Here is a 15850-nt window from a genome sequence, read left to right as displayed (position 1 = left end):
GCCGCCGATGCGCAGGACCGTCCTGGAGGCGGTCGGCCTGCACCGCGCCTACGGGGGCGTACAGGCCGTCGACAACGTCTCCTTCGCCCTGCCGGAGGGCGGGTCGCTGGGCATCGTCGGCGAGTCCGGCTCCGGCAAGACCACCACCGCCCGGATCGTGGTCGGGCTGGAACGGGCCGACTCCGGCCGGGTGCTCGTCCACCGCCGGGACCGGACCGAGCAGCGGCGCGGCCGGGCCCACCGGCTGGCGCGGGCCCGCGAGGTCCAGATGGTCTTCCAGGACCCGTACCTGTCCCTGGACCCGCGCACCACGGTGGGCGCGGTGCTGCGGGAGACCCTCCGGCTGCACTTCCCCGGGGCGGACCACGCCCACCGGATCGCCGAGCTCCTGGAGCAGGTCGGTCTCGGCGAGCGGGAGGCCGGCGCACTGCCCCGGGAGCTCTCCGGCGGGCAGCGCCAGCGCGTCGCGATCGCGCGGGCGCTGGCGGTCGAGCCGGCCGTCCTCGTCCTCGACGAGGCGGTGGCCGCCCTCGACGTCTCCGTGCAGGCCCAGATCCTGAACCTGCTCGCCGACATCCGGGAGGCGACGCGCATCGGTTACCTCTTCATCACCCACGACCTCGGTGTCGTCCGCGCCGTCACCGACGACGTCATCGTGATGCGGCACGGGAAGATCGTGGAGTCCGGCCGGACCGCCGACGTGCTGGCCCGCCCCCACCACCCCTACACCCGGCTGCTGCTGGACTCCGTCCCGCGGCCCGGCTGGGATCCGCGGTCCATCGCGGACGCCCGTCGTGCCCTGTAGGGGCGGCTCCCGTACCCGGGCCCGGACCGTCGACGGGTCCGGGCCCGGACCGTCGACGCCCCCACGGCGGTGGTCCGGGCCCGCCCCGATTCGCCCGATCGGCGGCGCGCGGGCTCACCCGCACGGCCCCCGGCCCCCTCTACTGTCGGATATCGCCCGTTCCGGGGTGCATTCGGACGAACGAGGGGATCTGCCGTGAGAGACCGCTTCCTGTCCCGCCGGGCCGTGCTGCGCTCGGGGGCGGCCGCCGCGGCGCTCGCCCTGCTGGAGGGCTGCAGCTCCGACGCCACCCCCTCGGGCGGGGCCGACGAGTCCTCGGCCTCCCCGGCGGGCTCGGCCGCGCCGTCCACGTACGCGATGCCGGCCGAGTCGCGCCCGCACACCAGGACCTTCATGGCCTGGCCGGCCCTCGAAGAGGTCTGGGGGGACCAGCTGCCGGCCGTGCGCCAGGACATCGCCCACGTGGCACAGGCCGTCGCCCGCTTCGAGCCGGTGGTGCTGATGGCCCGCCCGGACCAGAGCGCCGCGGCGCGGCAGTTGGTCGGCTCCGACGTGGAGGTGATCGACCTCCCGGTCGACGACCTGTGGGCCCGCGACACCGGCCCGACCTTCGTCACCGGCCCGGGCGGCATCGCCGGCGTCGACCTCAACTTCAACGGCTGGGGGAACAAGCAGACCCACGCGGAGGACAGCCAGGTCGCCCGCAGGCTCCTCGACCACTACGGCATCCGCCGGATCCAGGCGCCGGTCACGGGTGAGGGCGGCGGCATCGAGGTGGACGGCGAGGGCACCCTGATGGCCACCGAGAGCTCGTGGGTGAACGAGAACCGCAACCCGGGGAAGACCAGGGACCAGATCGAGGCCGCCTTCAAGGACCTGTTCGGCGTCCGCAAGGTCATCTGGTTCACCGGGGTGGCCGGGCAGGACATCACCGACTGCCACATCGACGCCCTGGCCCGGTTCGCCGAGCCGGGCGTGGTGGTGATCCACCGCCCCGGGCCGGACACCCCGCCGGACATCTGGTCCCGCGCCTCCGACCAGGCGCTGGAGGTGCTCCGCGGGGCCACCGACGCCGCGGGTCGCAGCCTGCGCGTCGTCGACCTCACCGAGCCCGACCTCGCCGCCCTGCCGGATCGCGGAAAGGACTTCCTGGCCACCTACCTCAACTACTACGTGGTGAACGGGGCCGTCATCATGCCGCGGTTCGGGGACAAGGCGTCCGACGACCGGGCGGCGGGCATCCTGGCCGACCTCCACCCCGGGCGGGAGGTCGTGCCGGTGGGCATCGACGCCATCGCCGCGGGCGGCGGCGGTATCCACTGCTCCACCCAGCAGCAGCCCGCACTGCCCGCTGCCTCGCCGTCCGCGGCCCCGGCCGGCCCGTGACCGGGTCAGGCCCCGGCCGCTCCGGGCGCGTCGGCGGCTCCGTCAGCCCCAGCAGCTCCGGCAGCTCCGGCAGCTCCGGTCGCGCCGGCGGCGAGGCCGAGGACGAGGGCCCGCATCACCGGGGCGGAGTCGATCCGCGCGCCGAGGGACTGGAGCGCCGCGAGCCCGTCCGTCCCGGCCGCCGCCGCCTCGGCCAGCGGCCGGGGGTCGAACCCGCCGCCCTGCTCGTCCGCCAGGGTCCGGTACAGCGCGACGAAGCACTCCCGCCACCGCCGGTACTCGCCCTCCAGGCTCTCCCGCACGCGCTCGTCCCCGGCGGCGAACCAGTGCAGCGCGGAGTGCAGCCGGGAGAGGTCGCCGGCCTCCGGCTGCGCCAGCATCGCGACGACCCGCTCGGCCCGTTCGGCGAACGTGCCGGGGCCGGCCACGGCCTCCTCCAGGGGCGTGATCCACTCCGGCCGGATGCTCTCCACCACCGCGACGATCAGGTCGCTGCGGTTCTGGAAGTGGTAGTGGCACATGCCGTGGGTCACCCCGCCCAGGGCGGCCACGTTGCGGGTGGTGAAGGGCACCGTGCCGTCCCCGGCGAGCAGTTCGCGGGCGGCGGCGAGCAGTCGCGCCCGGGTCTGCTCGCCCTTCGCCGAGGCGCGGGGGCGCTTCGGGCCGGCGCCGGCCGCGGTCTCCCGGGCCGCCGGGTCGGTGGGGTCGAGGTCCTCGGTGCGCGTAGCCATCCGGAAACTCTAGCGATCTCGCACCGGTGACGGAGCGGCAGTTCGGCGCAAGCGGATCCGACAAGCCTTGCGAAAAGTATTGACCGAGCGCTTGGTCAGTTTTACCGTCATGGCCATCACGTGGATGGACCACGAGGAGCAGAAGAGGAGGCCGAGAGATGAACGGTCACAGTGACCCGCACGTCTCGTCCGGCAGAGCACCGGGCGCGCTGGGACGCAGGAACTTCCTGGTCGCGGCCGGGCTGGTGACGGCGGGCAGCGCCGTCGCGGGCACCGGCGCGGTCTCCGCGGCGGCCGCGGCGGGCCGCGCCGCCACCGCGGCCGCGGGCACCTTCGCGGTGCCGATCGACACGGTGACCCACACCCGGACCTGGATGGCCTGGCCCGACGACCCCACCATCTGGACCGGCCGCCGCGGCGGCCGGCGCGGCGGGACGACGCCCTCGGTGGCCCAGATCCAGGCCAACATCGCCCTGGTCGTCAACACCATCGCCAAGTACGAGCCCGTGTACCTGTGCGCCAACCCCGCCGCGGCCGCGGCCGCCCGGCGGGCCTGCCCGGGCGCCAACGTCACGGTGATCACCACCATCCCGGTCAACGACTGCTGGATGCGCGACTCCGGCCCCGTCTTCCGCACCGACGGACAGGGCGGCCTCGACGCGATCGGCCTCAACTTCAACGGCTGGGGCGGCAACCAGACCTACACCAACGACGGCAAGGTCGCCGCCCGGGTCGCCGCCTACGTCGGGGTGCCGTTCACCGCCGCGGGCCTGGTCGGCGAGGGCGGCGCCATCGAGACCGACGGCGCGGGCACCCTGATGGCCACCCGGAGCAGCATCCTCGTCTCCAACCGCAACCCGGGCATGTCACAGACCCAGGCCGAGAACGCGATGAAGGCCGCGTACGGCGCCACCAAGGTGATCTGGTTCGCCGGGGTGGCCGGGCAGGACATCACCGGCGACCACGTGGACGCGACCTCGCGCTTCCTCACCCCGGGCAAGGGTCTCGTCCAGCAGCCGAACGCCACCGACGACCCCTCCGACGTCTGGACCAAGGACGAGATCAACCAGTACAACGTGCTGGCCGCGGCGACCGACGCCCGCGGCGTCCGCATCCAGGCCACCAAGCTCGGCGGCCCCGACTACTACACGATCCGGCAGAGCGACCCCGCGTTCGTCGGCTCCTACGCCAACTACTACGTCTGCAACGGCGCGGTGATCGCCGCCCAGTTCGGGGACTCCCGGGCCGACGCCGCGGCGAGGGCGAAGCTCCAGTCGCTCTTCCCCGGCCGGGTCGTCGAGCAGCTGAACATCGACTACATCGGCCTCGGCGGTGGCGGCATCCACTGCGTCACCCAGCCGCAGCCGATTCCGTAGGTCCGGCGCCGGCCGGACGACCGCAGGCCCGGGGGGCGGTGCCCCTCCGGGCCTGCGGCGCACCTGAGGCAGACGCGTGGCCGGTACCTGGCCGGTACGTGGCGGGTGCCGGCGGTCAGGCTGCCGAGTACCAGACCTGGGCGCCCGTCCCGTTGCACGTCCAGAGGTTGAGCGGGACGCCCGGGACGGCGGTGGACCGCGGATCGTCCAGGCACAGGCCGGACGCCGGGTTGAGCAGGTAGCCGGTCGGCGACAGCAGCCACTGCTGCGCCGCGGTGCCCGCGCAGGGGGCGAGCAGGACGGTGCTGCCGGCCGTACCGGCGCTGCCGGCGTCCAGGCAGGCCCCGGTGGAGACGCGCAGGGTGCCGTCCTTGACGAGCTGCCAGTTCTGCGGCGGCGTGGTGGTGCCGGCGCAGGTGTGCAGGCTGACCGAGGTGGGGTTCTCGACCCCGCCGCTGAGGCAGTAGTTGGTCACCTTGTTGGTGAAGGCGCTCCAGAGCGGCTGCCCGCTGTACGGGAGGCGCCAGTCCTGCCCGCTCGCGCCGCAGCTCCACAGGACCAGCGCGGTGCCGTCGGCGGTCGACGCGCCGGGGTCGGTCAGGCAGCGGCCGGACTGCGGGTTCAGCAGCCCCTTGGCGTTCTGCGTCCACACCTGTGAGCCGGTGCCGTTGCAGGGGTACAGCTGGACGGGGGTGCCGTCGGTGGTGCCGCCGCCACTGACGTCGAGGCACTTGCCGAGGGCCTTGAAGGTGCCGTCGTTGCCGACCGTCCAGGCCCGGTCCGGCGTGGTGGCGCAGCCCCGGACCTCCACGGGCGCGGCGGAGGCCTCCGGTCCGGCCGCGTTGCTCCCGGCGTCGAGGCACTTGCCGGGCACGCCGGAGGTCACGCTGCCGGTCGGCAGGCCCGCCGCGGGCTGGTAGGAGAAGGAGTTGGTGGCCAGGCCGGCGCCGCCGTTCCAGATCTCGAAGCCCGCCTGCACGGAGCAGAGCTGACCGTTCGCGGGGACGAACCCGCGGACCACCGCGTCGGCGGTGACGGCCCGCAGGTTCAGCGCGTAGACCGAGGTGGTCGGCGTGGTCATCAGGTAGCTGATGACCTGCCGGCCACTGGCGGCGTCCTGCCACTGGTGGACCTGGTACGTCCGGCCGCCGAGGGTGACCTGCTGGGTGGCCGCCCCCAGCGGGACGGGCCCGCCCTGCCGCCCGAGCCAGATCATCAGCTCGTGCGAGGTGGTCGGACCGCACCCGGCGGCCGTGTCCGCGTACCAGAGGTCGTACGCCGTGTTGTACTGCCCCGGGGCGCCGCCGGTGGTCCGCCAGCCGGTCAGCGTGTCGCCCATCGTGGCCACCGGCATGGGGAGTTCACCCGGCCGCGGCACGTACTCGATGCGCGCGTAGGCACCCGGTGCGCCGGGCCTGGTGTTGGTGGCGCTGCTGAGCGCACTGCTGGTGACGGTGAAGTTCGCACCGCCGTCGCTGCTCATGCACAGCTCGGCCGAGGAGTTCCACTCGTCCGGCATGATCCGGTACCGGCCGCCGCCGACGGTCGCCGAGCCGAACGGCCCGTTGACGGAGGTGCACAGTGACACCGCCGGGTCCGCCGTCGCCACGTCGGCCAGTCCGCCCTGCACCGCGCCGGCCAGCGCGAGCGTCACGACGACGGACCGTGCCCGCCGCCAGAAGGAGTGGCGGCCCGGGCGGGCGCGCCGCTGATGAAGCGTCATGTCTGTTCCCCCTGTGAGCGCCGGGTGCGTCCCGACGGGATCAGACTGTAGTGCGAGCGGACCGGTCCACCCCGCGAGGCCCGGCGGGCGGTCAGCCGGCCGGCCGGTGCTCGACGCGGGCGAGGGCGGCGAGGGCCCGGTGCAGGCAGGCGTCGGTGCCGGCCGTCGCATCCAGGGTCAGGCCGGGCTCGTCCGGCCGCAGCGGCTCCAGCGCGGCGTACTGGGAGTCGAGGAGGGCGAGCGGCATGAAGTGCCCGGGGCGGTGCGCGATCCGGGCCGCCGCGGTGGCACGGTCGAGGGTGAGGTGCAGGAACCAGACCGGCCCGGCCGCGCGGAGCTCGTCCCGGTACTCCCGCTTGAGGGCGGAGCACGAGAGGACGGCGCCCTGCCGGGCCCGGGCGGCCCGGTGGACCACCGCGGCCACGGCGTGCAGCCACGGCGCGCGCTCCGCATCGTCCAGGGGGTGCCCGGCGGTCATCCGGGCGATGTTCGCCGGCGGGTGGAGGTCGTCGCCCTCCGTGAACGGCACGCCCCGGCGGTCGGCGAGCAGCCGCCCGAGGGTGCTCTTGCCGGACGCCGAGACGCCCATCACCACCACGATCGCGGGTGCCTGTACAGAGGTCTCCACCGTGCTCCCGGGTCCGCTGGGGTCGGCTGCTCCGGGTGAATCCTGCGAGCCGCGCCGCCCGCCCGGCGCTCGCGACGCCGTCCGGCCGGGCGCGCCCACCCGGATGGCCCAGGAGCGGCGCGTGGTTGCCGCGCCGGGCGAGCGCTGCTGGGATCGGACCATGAGCCTCTCCCAGCCCCACGAGTCGCCCGGCGGTCCGGTGCCCAGGATCCTGCTCCCGTACCCGCCCGACCTGATCGGCGGGCTGCCGCCGGTGCCGGTGGCGGTCTGGGACGGTGAGGGCGGGGCGCCGGCCGAGCGGGTGATCCGGGAGACCGAGTTCTTCGTCCTCCCCTACGGGCGCACCACGGCGGCACTGCCGCTGCTGGAGCGGATGACCCGGCTGCGGGTGATCCAGAGCCTCTCCGCGGGCGTCGACAACCTGCTGCCGTTCCTTCCGCCCGGGGTGATGCTCTGCAACGCGCGTGGGGTGCACGACGCGAGTACGGCCGAGCTCGCGGTCGCGCTCGTGCTGGCGGCCCTGCGCGGCATCCCGGGCTTCGTCCGGGCGCAGGACACCGGGACGTGGCGCGGCGGGTCGTTCGCCTCGCTCGCCGACCGCACCGTCCTGGTGATCGGGTACGGCTCGATCGGGTCGGCCGTCGAGGAGCGCCTCACGCCTTTCGAGTGCCGGATCCTGCGGGTGGCCCGCACCGGCCGGCCCTCGGCCCGGGGGCCGGTGCACGCCATGGCGGAGCTGCCCCGCCTGCTGCCGCAGGCCGACGTGGTGGTGCTGACCGTCCCCCTCACCGAGCAGACCCGCGGGCTCGTCGACGCCGGCTTCCTGGCCTCGCTCCGGGACGGCGCCCTGCTGGTCAACGTGGCGCGCGGCCCGGTCGTCGACACCGACGCCCTGCTGGCCGAACTGCGCAGCGGGCGCCTCGCCGCGGCGCTGGACGTCACGGACCCCGAGCCGCTGCCCGCCGGCCACCCCCTGTGGTCCGCCCCCAACACGCTGATCAGTCCGCACGTGGGCGGCAACTCCTCGGCGTTCCTGCCGCGGGCCCTGCGGCTGGTCCGCGCCCAGCTGACGCGCTACCTCGGGGGGGAGCGGTTGGAGAACGTGGTGGCCGGGCCCGGCAGGTGAGCTCCGGCCCCGGGCCGGGACGTCACGGCCGGGCCACTGCTCCGCCGGAGGGACATCGCCGGCCGTCGCCGCGTGCCGTCGCCGCCCGCCCGTGCCCAGGTGGGGAATCTTGTCCCTCGACAGTGGCGGCGAGAACGGGAGACAGCAGTGACCTCACCTGTGGACGAGCGGCGGCCGGCGCAGCCGCTGCTGCTGCGCGGACAGAAGGCCCTGGTGACCGGTGCGAACTCGGGCATCGGGCGGGCCACCGCGATCGGCCTGGGCCGGGCGGGAGCCGACGTCGTCGTCAACTACGTCTTCGGCCGCGAGGCGGCGGAGGAGGTGGTGGAGGAGATCAGGTCCTTCGGGGTGAACGCCTACGCGCACGAGGCGGACGTCTCCGACGAGGGCCAGGTCACCGCGATGGTCGGGCGGATGGTCGAGGAGCTCGGCACGATCGACGTCATGGTGGCCAACGCCGGCCTCCAGCGCGACGCCGCGAGCACCGAGATGACCCTCGACCAGTGGAACAAGGTGCTGGAGGTCAACCTCACCGGACAGTTCCTGTGCGCCCGGGAGGCGGCCAAGGAGTTCGTCCGCCGGGGCGTCGTCGCCGAGGTGTCCCGCTCCGCCGGGAAGATCATCTGCATGAGCTCCGTCCACCAGATCATCCCCTGGGCGGGCCACGTGAACTACGCGGCCTCCAAGGGCGGGGTCCTGATGCTGATGCAGACCCTCGCCCAGGAGCTCGCCCCGCAGCACATCCGGGTCAACGCGGTGGCGCCGGGCGCGATCCGCACCCCCATCAACAAGTCGGCCTGGGACACCCCCGAGGCCGAGGCCGACCTGCTGCGGCTGATCCCCTACCGCCGGGTCGGCGACCCGGACGACATCGCCAACGCGGTGACCGTCCTGGCCTCCGACCTGATGGACTACGTGGTCGGCGCCACCCTCTACGTCGACGGCGGCATGACCCTCTTCCCCGGCTTCGCCACCGGAGGCTGACCCGACGGTGGACACCACGCTGCACGTCCTCGCGAGTACCCCGGCGCAGCTGCTCCCCGCCCGGGAGCTGATGGCGTTCACGCTCGCCTCCCACATCCTGCTGGTGCCGATGGGGGTGGCGCTGCCGTTCATCACCCTGGTGATGCACCACCGGGGGCTGCGCCGGGGGGACCCCGACGCGATGCTGCTCGCCCGCCGCTGGTCGGCCGTGATGGCCGTCCAGTTCGCCGTCGGGGTCGTCACCGGCACCGTGCTGTCGTTCGAGTTCGGCCTGCTGTGGCCGGGCATGATGGGCCGCTGGGGGGACGTGTTCGGCCTTGGCTTCGGGGTCGAGGCGTGGGCGTTCTTCCTGGAGGCGATCCTCATCGCGATCTACCTCTACGGCTGGCGCCGGCTGAAACCGTGGACCCACTTCTGGCTCGGTGTGCCGCTGCCGGCCGCGGCGCTCATGGGCGCGTTCGGCATCATCGCGGCCAACTCGTGGATGAACACCCCGCAGGGCTTCACCCTCGACTCCTCCGGCGCGCCGGTGAACGTCTCCGTCCGGCAGGCGATCTTCACGCCGATGTTCGGCCCGCAGTACTGGCACTTCGTGGTGGCGATGTTCCTGACGGCCGGCTACGTGGTGGCCGGCGTCTACGCGGTGGGGTGGCTGCGCGGCCGCCGGGACCGCTACCACCGGCTCGGCTTCACCGTGCCGTTCACGATCGCCGCGATCCTGACCCCCCTGCAGTTCTTCCTCGGCGACAACATCGCGCGCCAGATCTTCCACAAGCAGCCGATCAAGTTCGCCGCCGCCGAGCTGGTCTGGAACTCCGGGACGCACGTGCCGGAGTACCTGTTCGGACGCCTGCAGTCCGACGGGACGATCAAGGGGGGTCTCAAGATCCCCCAACTCGACTCCATCCTGGCCGGGTTCACCCCCGACACGGAGGTCCCCGGGCTCACCTCGGTGCCCGCCTCCGACCGGCCCACCGCCACCCAGGCCACCATCGTCCACTGGGCCTTCGACTTCATGGCGACCATCGGCAGCGTGCTGATCCTGCTCGCGCTCTGGTACGCGTGGTGCTGGCTGCGCCGCCGCGACCTGCCCCGGTCGCGCTGGTTCTTCCGGTGCGCCGCGGTCTCCGGCGTGGCCAGCCTGCTGACCGTCGAGGCCGGCTGGATCACCACCGAGGTGGGCCGCCAGCCCTGGATCGTGTACCAGAACATGCGGGTGTCCGATGCCGTCACCCCGACCGGCGCCGCCTCGCTCTGGACCATGTTCGGCGTCGTCGTGGTGGTCTACGTCCTCGTCTTCGGGAGCTTCCTCGCCGTGCTGCTGACGATGCGCACCCGCTGGCGGCGCGCCGACGCCGGCGCCGCGGCCGTACCCGGCGAGGGCCCGGAGACCGACACGCCGTACGGGCCGCGCCCGGAGCCCGCCGTCACCGGAGCGGGGCCACCCACGCCGCCGGCCGGTCCGGGGCCGGGAGAGCGACCGGGGCCGGGACGACCGCCGGGGAGCGCTGGATGATCGCCGATGTCGTCGCCTGGGTCCTGCTGCTGGCGATCGCCGCGTACGCCTGCGGCGGCGGCGTCGACTACGGCGCCGGGTTCTGGGACTTGGTGGCCGGCGGGGCCGACCGGGGCAAGCGGCCGCGCTGGCTGGTCGACCACGCCATGGCGCCGGTCTGGGAGGTCAACAACGTCTGGCTGATCTTCGTCCTGGTGCTCATGTGGACCGGATTCCCGGTCTTCTTCCAGACGGTGTTCAGCGCGCTCTGGCTCCCGCTGGCGCTCGCCGCCGTCGGCATGGTGCTGCGCGGCGCCGGGTTCGCGCTGCGCAAGCCCACCCGGCGGCTCGCCCAACGACGCCTCTACGGTGCGGTCTTCGCCGTGTCCTCGCTCCTCACCCCGTTCTTCCTGGGCGCGGCGATCGGCGGCGTCGCCTCCGGGCGGGTCGCCCCCGGTACCACCGCGTCGGCCGACGCCTGGGCCAACATCACCTCGGTGCTCGGCGGCCTGTTCGCCGTTGCCGCGGCCGCCTTCCTCGGCGCGGTGTTCCTCACCGTGGACGCCCGCCGCTTCGGGGCGGAGGACCTGGTCGGCTACTTCCGGCTGCGGTCCTGGGCCGGGGCCGGGGCGCTCGCCCTGCTCGGTGTGCTCGGCCTGTCGCTGACCGGCGACGACGCCTCGTACGTGCACCACGGGCTCACCCACGGCGCGGGCCTGGCGCTCGTCGTGACCGCCGCCGTCGCGGTGGCCGTGACCGGGTTCCTCGTCGCCGGCCCGGCCGCCGGGTACGCGCGCTACACCTCGGTGGCCGCCGTCGCCCTGTCGGTCGCCGCCTGGGGCGTCGCCCAGCGCCCGTACCTCGTCCCGACCTCGCTGACGGTCCAGCAGGCGGCGGGTGCCGCGGCGCCGCTCAAGTGGATGCTCCTCGTCGCCGCCGTGGCGCTCGTCCTGATCGGTCCGGCGCTCGTCGTGCTCTACCGCCTCGACACGCACGGCGTCCTGGAACCGCTGAGCGAGGAGGACGTCGAGAGGTGACCGCCGCGCGCCCGGCGGTCACCGGGCCCTGACCTCGTACCGGCCGGGCCGGCCGGTACCGGCGACCACCACGGGATCCCCGTACAGGAGACAGGCAGTGACGGCCGATCAAGTGTTGCTGGGCGTGGCGCTGATCCTGGTGCTGGCGGTCGGCTGCCAGCTCCTGGCGAGCCTGCTGCACCTGCCCGCGCTGCTCCTGCTGCTCCCGGCCGGGTTCACCGCCGGCGCCCTCACCGACGACGTCGACCCGCAGTTGCTGCTCGGGCCCGCGTTCTCGCCCATGGTCTCGCTGGCGGTGGCGGTGATCCTCTACGACGCGGGTCTCGAACTCGACCTGCGCCGCAGCCGTGGGCACGCCCGGCGCGTCGTGGTCCGGCTGATCTGCCTCGGCACCGTCCTCACCTGCCTGTCCGCCGCGCTGTTCGCCGTGCCGGTGCTGGACATGTCGCGGTCGGCGGCGATCATGCTGGGCGCCATCCTCGTGGTGTCGGGGCCGACGGTCGTCGGGCCGCTGCTCAACTTCGTCCGCCCGACGGAGCGGTTGCAGCGGATCCTGGTCTGGGAGGGCTCCCTGATCGACCCGGTCGGGGGCATCCTCGGCGCGGTCGTCTTCCACGCGGTCGTCGCCGCGGACCAGCACGACCCCGGCAGCCAGCTGGTGGCGTTCCTCGGCAGTACGGCCGTCGGCCTCGTGGGCGGTGTGCTGGGCGCCGGGCTGCTCTGGTTCCTGCTGCACCGCGTGCGGATGAGCGAAGTCCTCGCCACCACCTGCCAGCTCGCCGTCGTCGTCGGCGTGGCCGCGGTCTGCGACGCCTTCCGCGACGACACCGGTCTGATCGCCGCGGTGGTGACGGGGATGACGCTCGCCAACCTGCGCGGCCTCGACATGCCGGCCAGGCGGCCCTTCTTCGCGACCCTGGCCGCACTGATCATCGGCGTGCTCTTCGTCTCCATCTCGGCGACCGTCACCCCGGAGTCCCTGCGGCACGTGGTGCTGCCGGCGCTCGCCCTGGTCGGCCTGCTCGTCCTCGTGGTCAGGCCGGTGGTGGCCGCGCTGGCGACGGCCCGGACCGACCTGTCGCGCGGGGAGCGCGCGTTCATCGGCTGGATGGCACCGCGCGGGATCGTCGCCGCGGCGACGGCCTCGACGTTCTCCGCCACCCTCGTCGGCAAGGGGATCGGCGGCGCCGAGCGGATCCTGCCGGCCACCTTCGTGGTGATCGTCGCCACCGTCATGCTCTACGGCCTGAGCGCGTTCCCCGTCGCCGGGCGGCTCGGGGTGCTGCGGCCGGCCCGCTCGCGGCCGCTCCTGGTGGGCGGGGACCAGTGGGCGATCGACCTCGGGCGGGCGCTGCGCTCGGCCGGTCTCGACGTGCTGATGTGGGCGGGCGCCGAGGCCCAGCGCTCCCGCATCGAGGAGGCGGGCCTCGCCCTTGCACCCGGTGAGCTGCTGGCCGCGGCCACCGGCGCCGGCGCGGAGCTGGAAGGGATCACCGGGGTGCTGCTGCTCACCGAGGAGGACGACTTCAACGCCCTGGCGTCGATGACCCTCCAGGAGACCGTCGAGGGCGGCGTCCACCGTCTCGCGCCGTCGGTCGGCAGTCAGGGCGTGGTCGCGCCCTACGGCGGTGCCGACGCGCTCTTCGGCGCCGGGCTGACCCGGGTGGAACTGGCCCGGCGGTACGGCGAGGGCGCGCGGATCACCGTCCACCGGGTGGTGGGCGGGCTCCCGCCGGGGCACGAGCTGCTCTTCCTGGTGCGGCCGGACGGGCAGCTCGCACCGGTCACCGAGGCCGCGGTGCCCGAGCCGGGTGCCGGCGACCTCGCCGTGCTGCTCGGCCCCGTGCCGGGCGGCCGTGCGGAGGAGGCCGCCCGGTAGGCCGAGGGGTGTGCTGGGGGGTGGTCGGCGGGGTGGGGCGGGCCGGTGGGTGTCGTGGCCGGCCGGTGGCGGCTCAGCCCAGGCGCTCGGCGATGTGGTCACCGACCCGCAGGGCGTTGGCGATCGCCGTCAGCGACGGGTTCACCGCGCCGATGCTCGGGAAGAAGCTCGTGTCGACGACGTACAGGTTGTCCAGGTCGTGGGCCTTGCAGTGGACGTCGAGGGCCGAGGCCGCCGGGTCGGTGCCGAAGCGGACGGTCCCGGCCTGGTGGGCGGTGGCGCCGATCGGCATGCCCTTGTGCAGGTAGAGGCTGTGCGGGAGCAGGTGGTGCGGGTGCATGCCGAGGTGTCCCAGGAGACCCTGCAGCTTGTGCCGGAGGCGTTCGAGCCCCGCGATGTTGTTCTTCTCGTCCAGCGTCAGGTGGATGGCGCCGTCACCGTCGAGCGTGACGCGGTTCTCCGGTTGCGGGAGGTCCTCGCCGCAGAGCCAGAAGTCGACCGCGTGGTGGGCCAGAACCTCGAACGGCATGTCCGGCGAGGCCAGTCCGGCCCAGCGCGGCGCCTCGCCCTGGATCTGGTCGGCGTCGGACTTGCCGAGCATCTGGATGCCGCCGAGCGGGTACTCCCAGTCGTCGGAGCCGAGGTACCAGTCGTTCACCGCGAGGGTCTTCTGGAACTGGGTGTCGTTCGGCTCCTTCGAGACCGCCATCAGGGCCAGGTTGTTGTGCCGCATGTAGTGGCGCCCGACCGTGCCGGAGCTGTTGGCCAGGCCGTCGGGGTGCCGCTCGTTCGCCGAACGCAGGAGCAGCGCGGCCGAGTTGACGGCGCCGCAGGCCACCACGACGATGTCGCCGGTGAAACCGGCGGTCGAGCCGTCGTCGAGTTCGGCCACCACGCGGGTCACGCTGCGTCCGGTCGGATCGGTCTCCAGACTCCGCACGTCGGCGCCCGTCACCAGTTCGACGCCCGGGTACTCCAACGCCGGGTCGACGCAGATCACCTGGGCGTCCGCCTTGCCGCGGACGAGGCAGGGGAAGCCGTCGACCCGGTCGCAGCGGATGCAGACGCTGTCGTGGGTGGCCCGGCCGTGCTCGTCCTGGGTGAGGTTGACGCCGATCGGCAGGTGGAAGGGGTGCAGTCCGCGCTTCTCCAGGTCGTCGCTGAGCTGCTGGATCCTCGGCTCGTGCTCGACCGGGGGGTAGGCGTACTGGGCGCTGACCGGCCCTTCGCCGGGGTCCTCGCCGTGGCGTCCGTGCACGAGGTAGAGGTGCTCGGCCCGGGTGTAGTAGGGCTCCAGGTCGGCGTAGTCGATCGGCCAGGCGGGGGAGATGCCCCCGTGGTGGCGCAGTTCGCCGAAGTCCTCGGGGCGCAGCCGGAACAGCGCGGCGCCGTAGAACTTGGTGTTCCCGCCGACGTAGTAGTTGACCTCCGGGGGGAAGCTCTCGCCGTGTTTGTCGTACCAGAACTCCGGAGCGCGGTACTTGCCCCGGACGAAGACCGCCGTCGACTCCCAGTTGTCCCGCTCGCGTGGCAGGTAACCGCCGCGTTCCAGGAGCAGGATGCGCCGGCCCGTGGGTGCGAGGCGGTGGGCGAGCGTGCCGCCGCCCGCTCCGGTGCCGATGACGATGACGTCGTAGTGCGCGGTGTCGGCCATGAGCCGTGCCCTCTCCGGGAGTCGGGTGTCAGAGGATCGCGATGGGGTTGACGGGCGAGCCGGTGGCCGCGGGGAGCCGCAGCGGTGCGATCACGCAGAGGAAGGACCAGCGGTCCTCCTGCTCGCAGAGCGGCAGCACGCTCTCGAACTGGAGGTAGTCCAGGAGGTGGATCCCGAGGGCGTGGATCGCCAGCACGTGCACCGGGAAGTCGACCCCCTCGGCGAGGCTCGGGGCGGTGTCGCCGTTGCTGTCGCTGCCGAGCGCGGCCACCCGCCGCTCGGCCAGGAACGCCACCGCGGCGGGGTGCAGGCCGGCCCTTCGGCCGGCGGCGTCCCACGGGCCCGCCTCCAGGCGCCGGCGCCGGTGGCCGACCCGCAGCAGGAGGATGTCCCCGGGCCCGACCCGCACGTGCTGGGCGGTCTCGGCGGCGAGCAGGTCGTCGGTGGTGACGTGGTCGCCCGGTTCCAGCCAGGGCACCCCGCGCACCCGTGGGATGTCGAGCAGCACGCCCCGGCCGACGATCCCGTCGCGGGCCAGCTCGACCGGGAGGGCGGTGGCGCCGTCCGCGGTGACGGTGCCCGCCGGCACTCCGCCGTGCAGGGTGCCCTCGTAGACGACGTGGCACAGCGCGTCGAGGTGGCTGTCGGCGTCGCCGTGCACGTTCATGGCGAACCGGTCGGTGGCGAAGGCCAGGCCGGTGCTGCCCGCCGCAGCCCCGGGCGGGCTGGTCAGCCGGTGGCCGGCCGGGTGCGGGTTGTCCGGGCCCGGCCGGGTCTCGATCGGGGAGGCGAGGGTGACGGTGCGGCCCGAACGGACCTCGGCGGCGGCGGCGCGCACCGTCTCCGGCGTGATGGTGGCCAGGGCGCCCCGGCCGCCGGGATCGACGGCCCCGGCGCGCAGGCTCGCGTACAGGGCGCGGAACTCCTCCCGGCCGAGCGGCGCGGAGTACCCGGGGTCGGCGCCGGGGTCGGATGCGGAGGCGGGGTCGGCTCCTGGCCCGGTGGACATCAGGACTCCCGCTGCCC

At 74.0% G+C, this 15850-nt stretch carries 13 protein-coding genes; 8 read left to right on the top strand and 5 right to left on the bottom strand.

From position 1 onward, the window contains the following. Positions 1 to 7 precede the first annotated feature (7 nt). Together OH807_RS06545 and OH807_RS06540 are read left to right on the top strand one after the other, a co-directional pair. Positions 8 to 805, top strand: a complete 798-nt coding sequence (locus OH807_RS06545) for an ABC transporter ATP-binding protein (RefSeq protein ID WP_406195024.1) — start codon at positions 8 to 10, stop codon at positions 803 to 805. 195 nt (positions 806 to 1000) lie between these two features. Then, positions 1001 to 2191: an agmatine deiminase family protein gene (locus tag OH807_RS06540; protein WP_406195022.1), complete on the top strand. Its 1191-nt coding sequence runs from the start codon at positions 1001 to 1003 to the stop codon at positions 2189 to 2191. A gap of 5 nt (positions 2192 to 2196) precedes the next feature. Here the strand turns inward: OH807_RS06540 and OH807_RS06535 are convergent, their stop codons facing one another. After that, positions 2197 to 2922: a TetR/AcrR family transcriptional regulator gene (locus tag OH807_RS06535; RefSeq protein ID WP_406195018.1), complete on the bottom strand. Its 726-nt coding sequence runs from the start codon at positions 2920 to 2922 to the stop codon at positions 2197 to 2199. A gap of 158 nt (positions 2923 to 3080) precedes the next feature. Between OH807_RS06535 and OH807_RS06530 the strand changes: the two genes are divergently transcribed. Further along, positions 3081 to 4298 carry an agmatine/peptidylarginine deiminase gene (locus tag OH807_RS06530; RefSeq protein WP_406195015.1) on the top strand — a complete coding sequence of 406 codons (1218 nt, stop codon included), beginning with the start codon at positions 3081 to 3083 and terminating at the stop codon, positions 4296 to 4298. Positions 4299 to 4413: 115 nt separating this feature from the next. On the opposite strand, the gene OH807_RS06525 is transcribed toward OH807_RS06530, so the two are convergent. After that, positions 4414 to 6021: a ricin-type beta-trefoil lectin domain protein gene (locus OH807_RS06525; protein WP_406195013.1), complete on the bottom strand. Its 1608-nt coding sequence runs from the start codon at positions 6019 to 6021 to the stop codon at positions 4414 to 4416. Between the two features lie 91 nt (positions 6022 to 6112). Next, entirely contained in the window at positions 6113 to 6610 is a 498-nt protein-coding gene (locus OH807_RS06520; RefSeq protein WP_406210748.1) for a gluconokinase, read from the bottom strand. Between the two features lie 199 nt (positions 6611 to 6809). Between OH807_RS06520 and OH807_RS06515 the strand changes: the two genes are divergently transcribed. From OH807_RS06515 to OH807_RS06495, 5 genes are all read left to right on the top strand, one after another. Continuing rightward, on the top strand, positions 6810 to 7775 hold the full coding sequence (locus OH807_RS06515) for a 2-hydroxyacid dehydrogenase (protein ID WP_406195012.1): 966 nt from the start codon (positions 6810 to 6812) through the stop codon (positions 7773 to 7775). 147 nt (positions 7776 to 7922) lie between these two features. After that, the gene (locus tag OH807_RS06510) at positions 7923 to 8759 is read left to right on the top strand and encodes an SDR family oxidoreductase (RefSeq protein WP_406195010.1); all 837 of its coding nucleotides are present in this window, start codon (positions 7923 to 7925) and stop codon (positions 8757 to 8759) included. A 70-nt stretch (positions 8760 to 8829) separates the two neighbouring features. After that, positions 8830 to 10275, top strand: a complete 1446-nt coding sequence (locus OH807_RS06505; RefSeq protein WP_406210745.1) for a cytochrome ubiquinol oxidase subunit I — start codon at positions 8830 to 8832, stop codon at positions 10273 to 10275. Continuing rightward, positions 10272 to 11291: a cytochrome d ubiquinol oxidase subunit II gene (locus OH807_RS06500; RefSeq protein ID WP_406195008.1), complete on the top strand. Its 1020-nt coding sequence runs from the start codon at positions 10272 to 10274 to the stop codon at positions 11289 to 11291. The genes OH807_RS06505 and OH807_RS06500 overlap by 4 nt, the downstream gene beginning before the upstream one ends. 97 nt (positions 11292 to 11388) lie before the next feature. Beyond that, positions 11389 to 13170, top strand: a complete 1782-nt coding sequence (locus OH807_RS06495) for a cation:proton antiporter (RefSeq protein WP_406195005.1) — start codon at positions 11389 to 11391, stop codon at positions 13168 to 13170. 73 nt (positions 13171 to 13243) lie between these two features. Here the strand turns inward: OH807_RS06495 and OH807_RS06490 are convergent, their stop codons facing one another. Both OH807_RS06490 and OH807_RS06485 read right to left on the bottom strand, forming a co-directional pair. Next, on the bottom strand, positions 13244 to 14824 hold the full coding sequence (locus OH807_RS06490) for a GMC oxidoreductase (protein WP_406195002.1): 1581 nt from the start codon (positions 14822 to 14824) through the stop codon (positions 13244 to 13246). A 28-nt stretch (positions 14825 to 14852) separates the two neighbouring features. Further along, positions 14853 to 15833 (bottom strand): cyclase family protein, encoded by a 981-nt coding sequence (locus OH807_RS06485; protein WP_406195000.1) that lies wholly within the window; start codon positions 15831 to 15833, stop codon positions 14853 to 14855. Positions 15834 to 15850: the final 17 nt, after the last annotated feature.

This window comes from Kitasatospora sp. NBC_01560 (assembly GCF_045208415.1).
Lineage (GTDB): Bacteria > Actinomycetota > Actinomycetes > Streptomycetales > Streptomycetaceae > Kitasatospora.
Note: the sequence above shows the minus strand (reverse complement) of the source record. Positions and strands in the feature narration are given on the sequence as shown.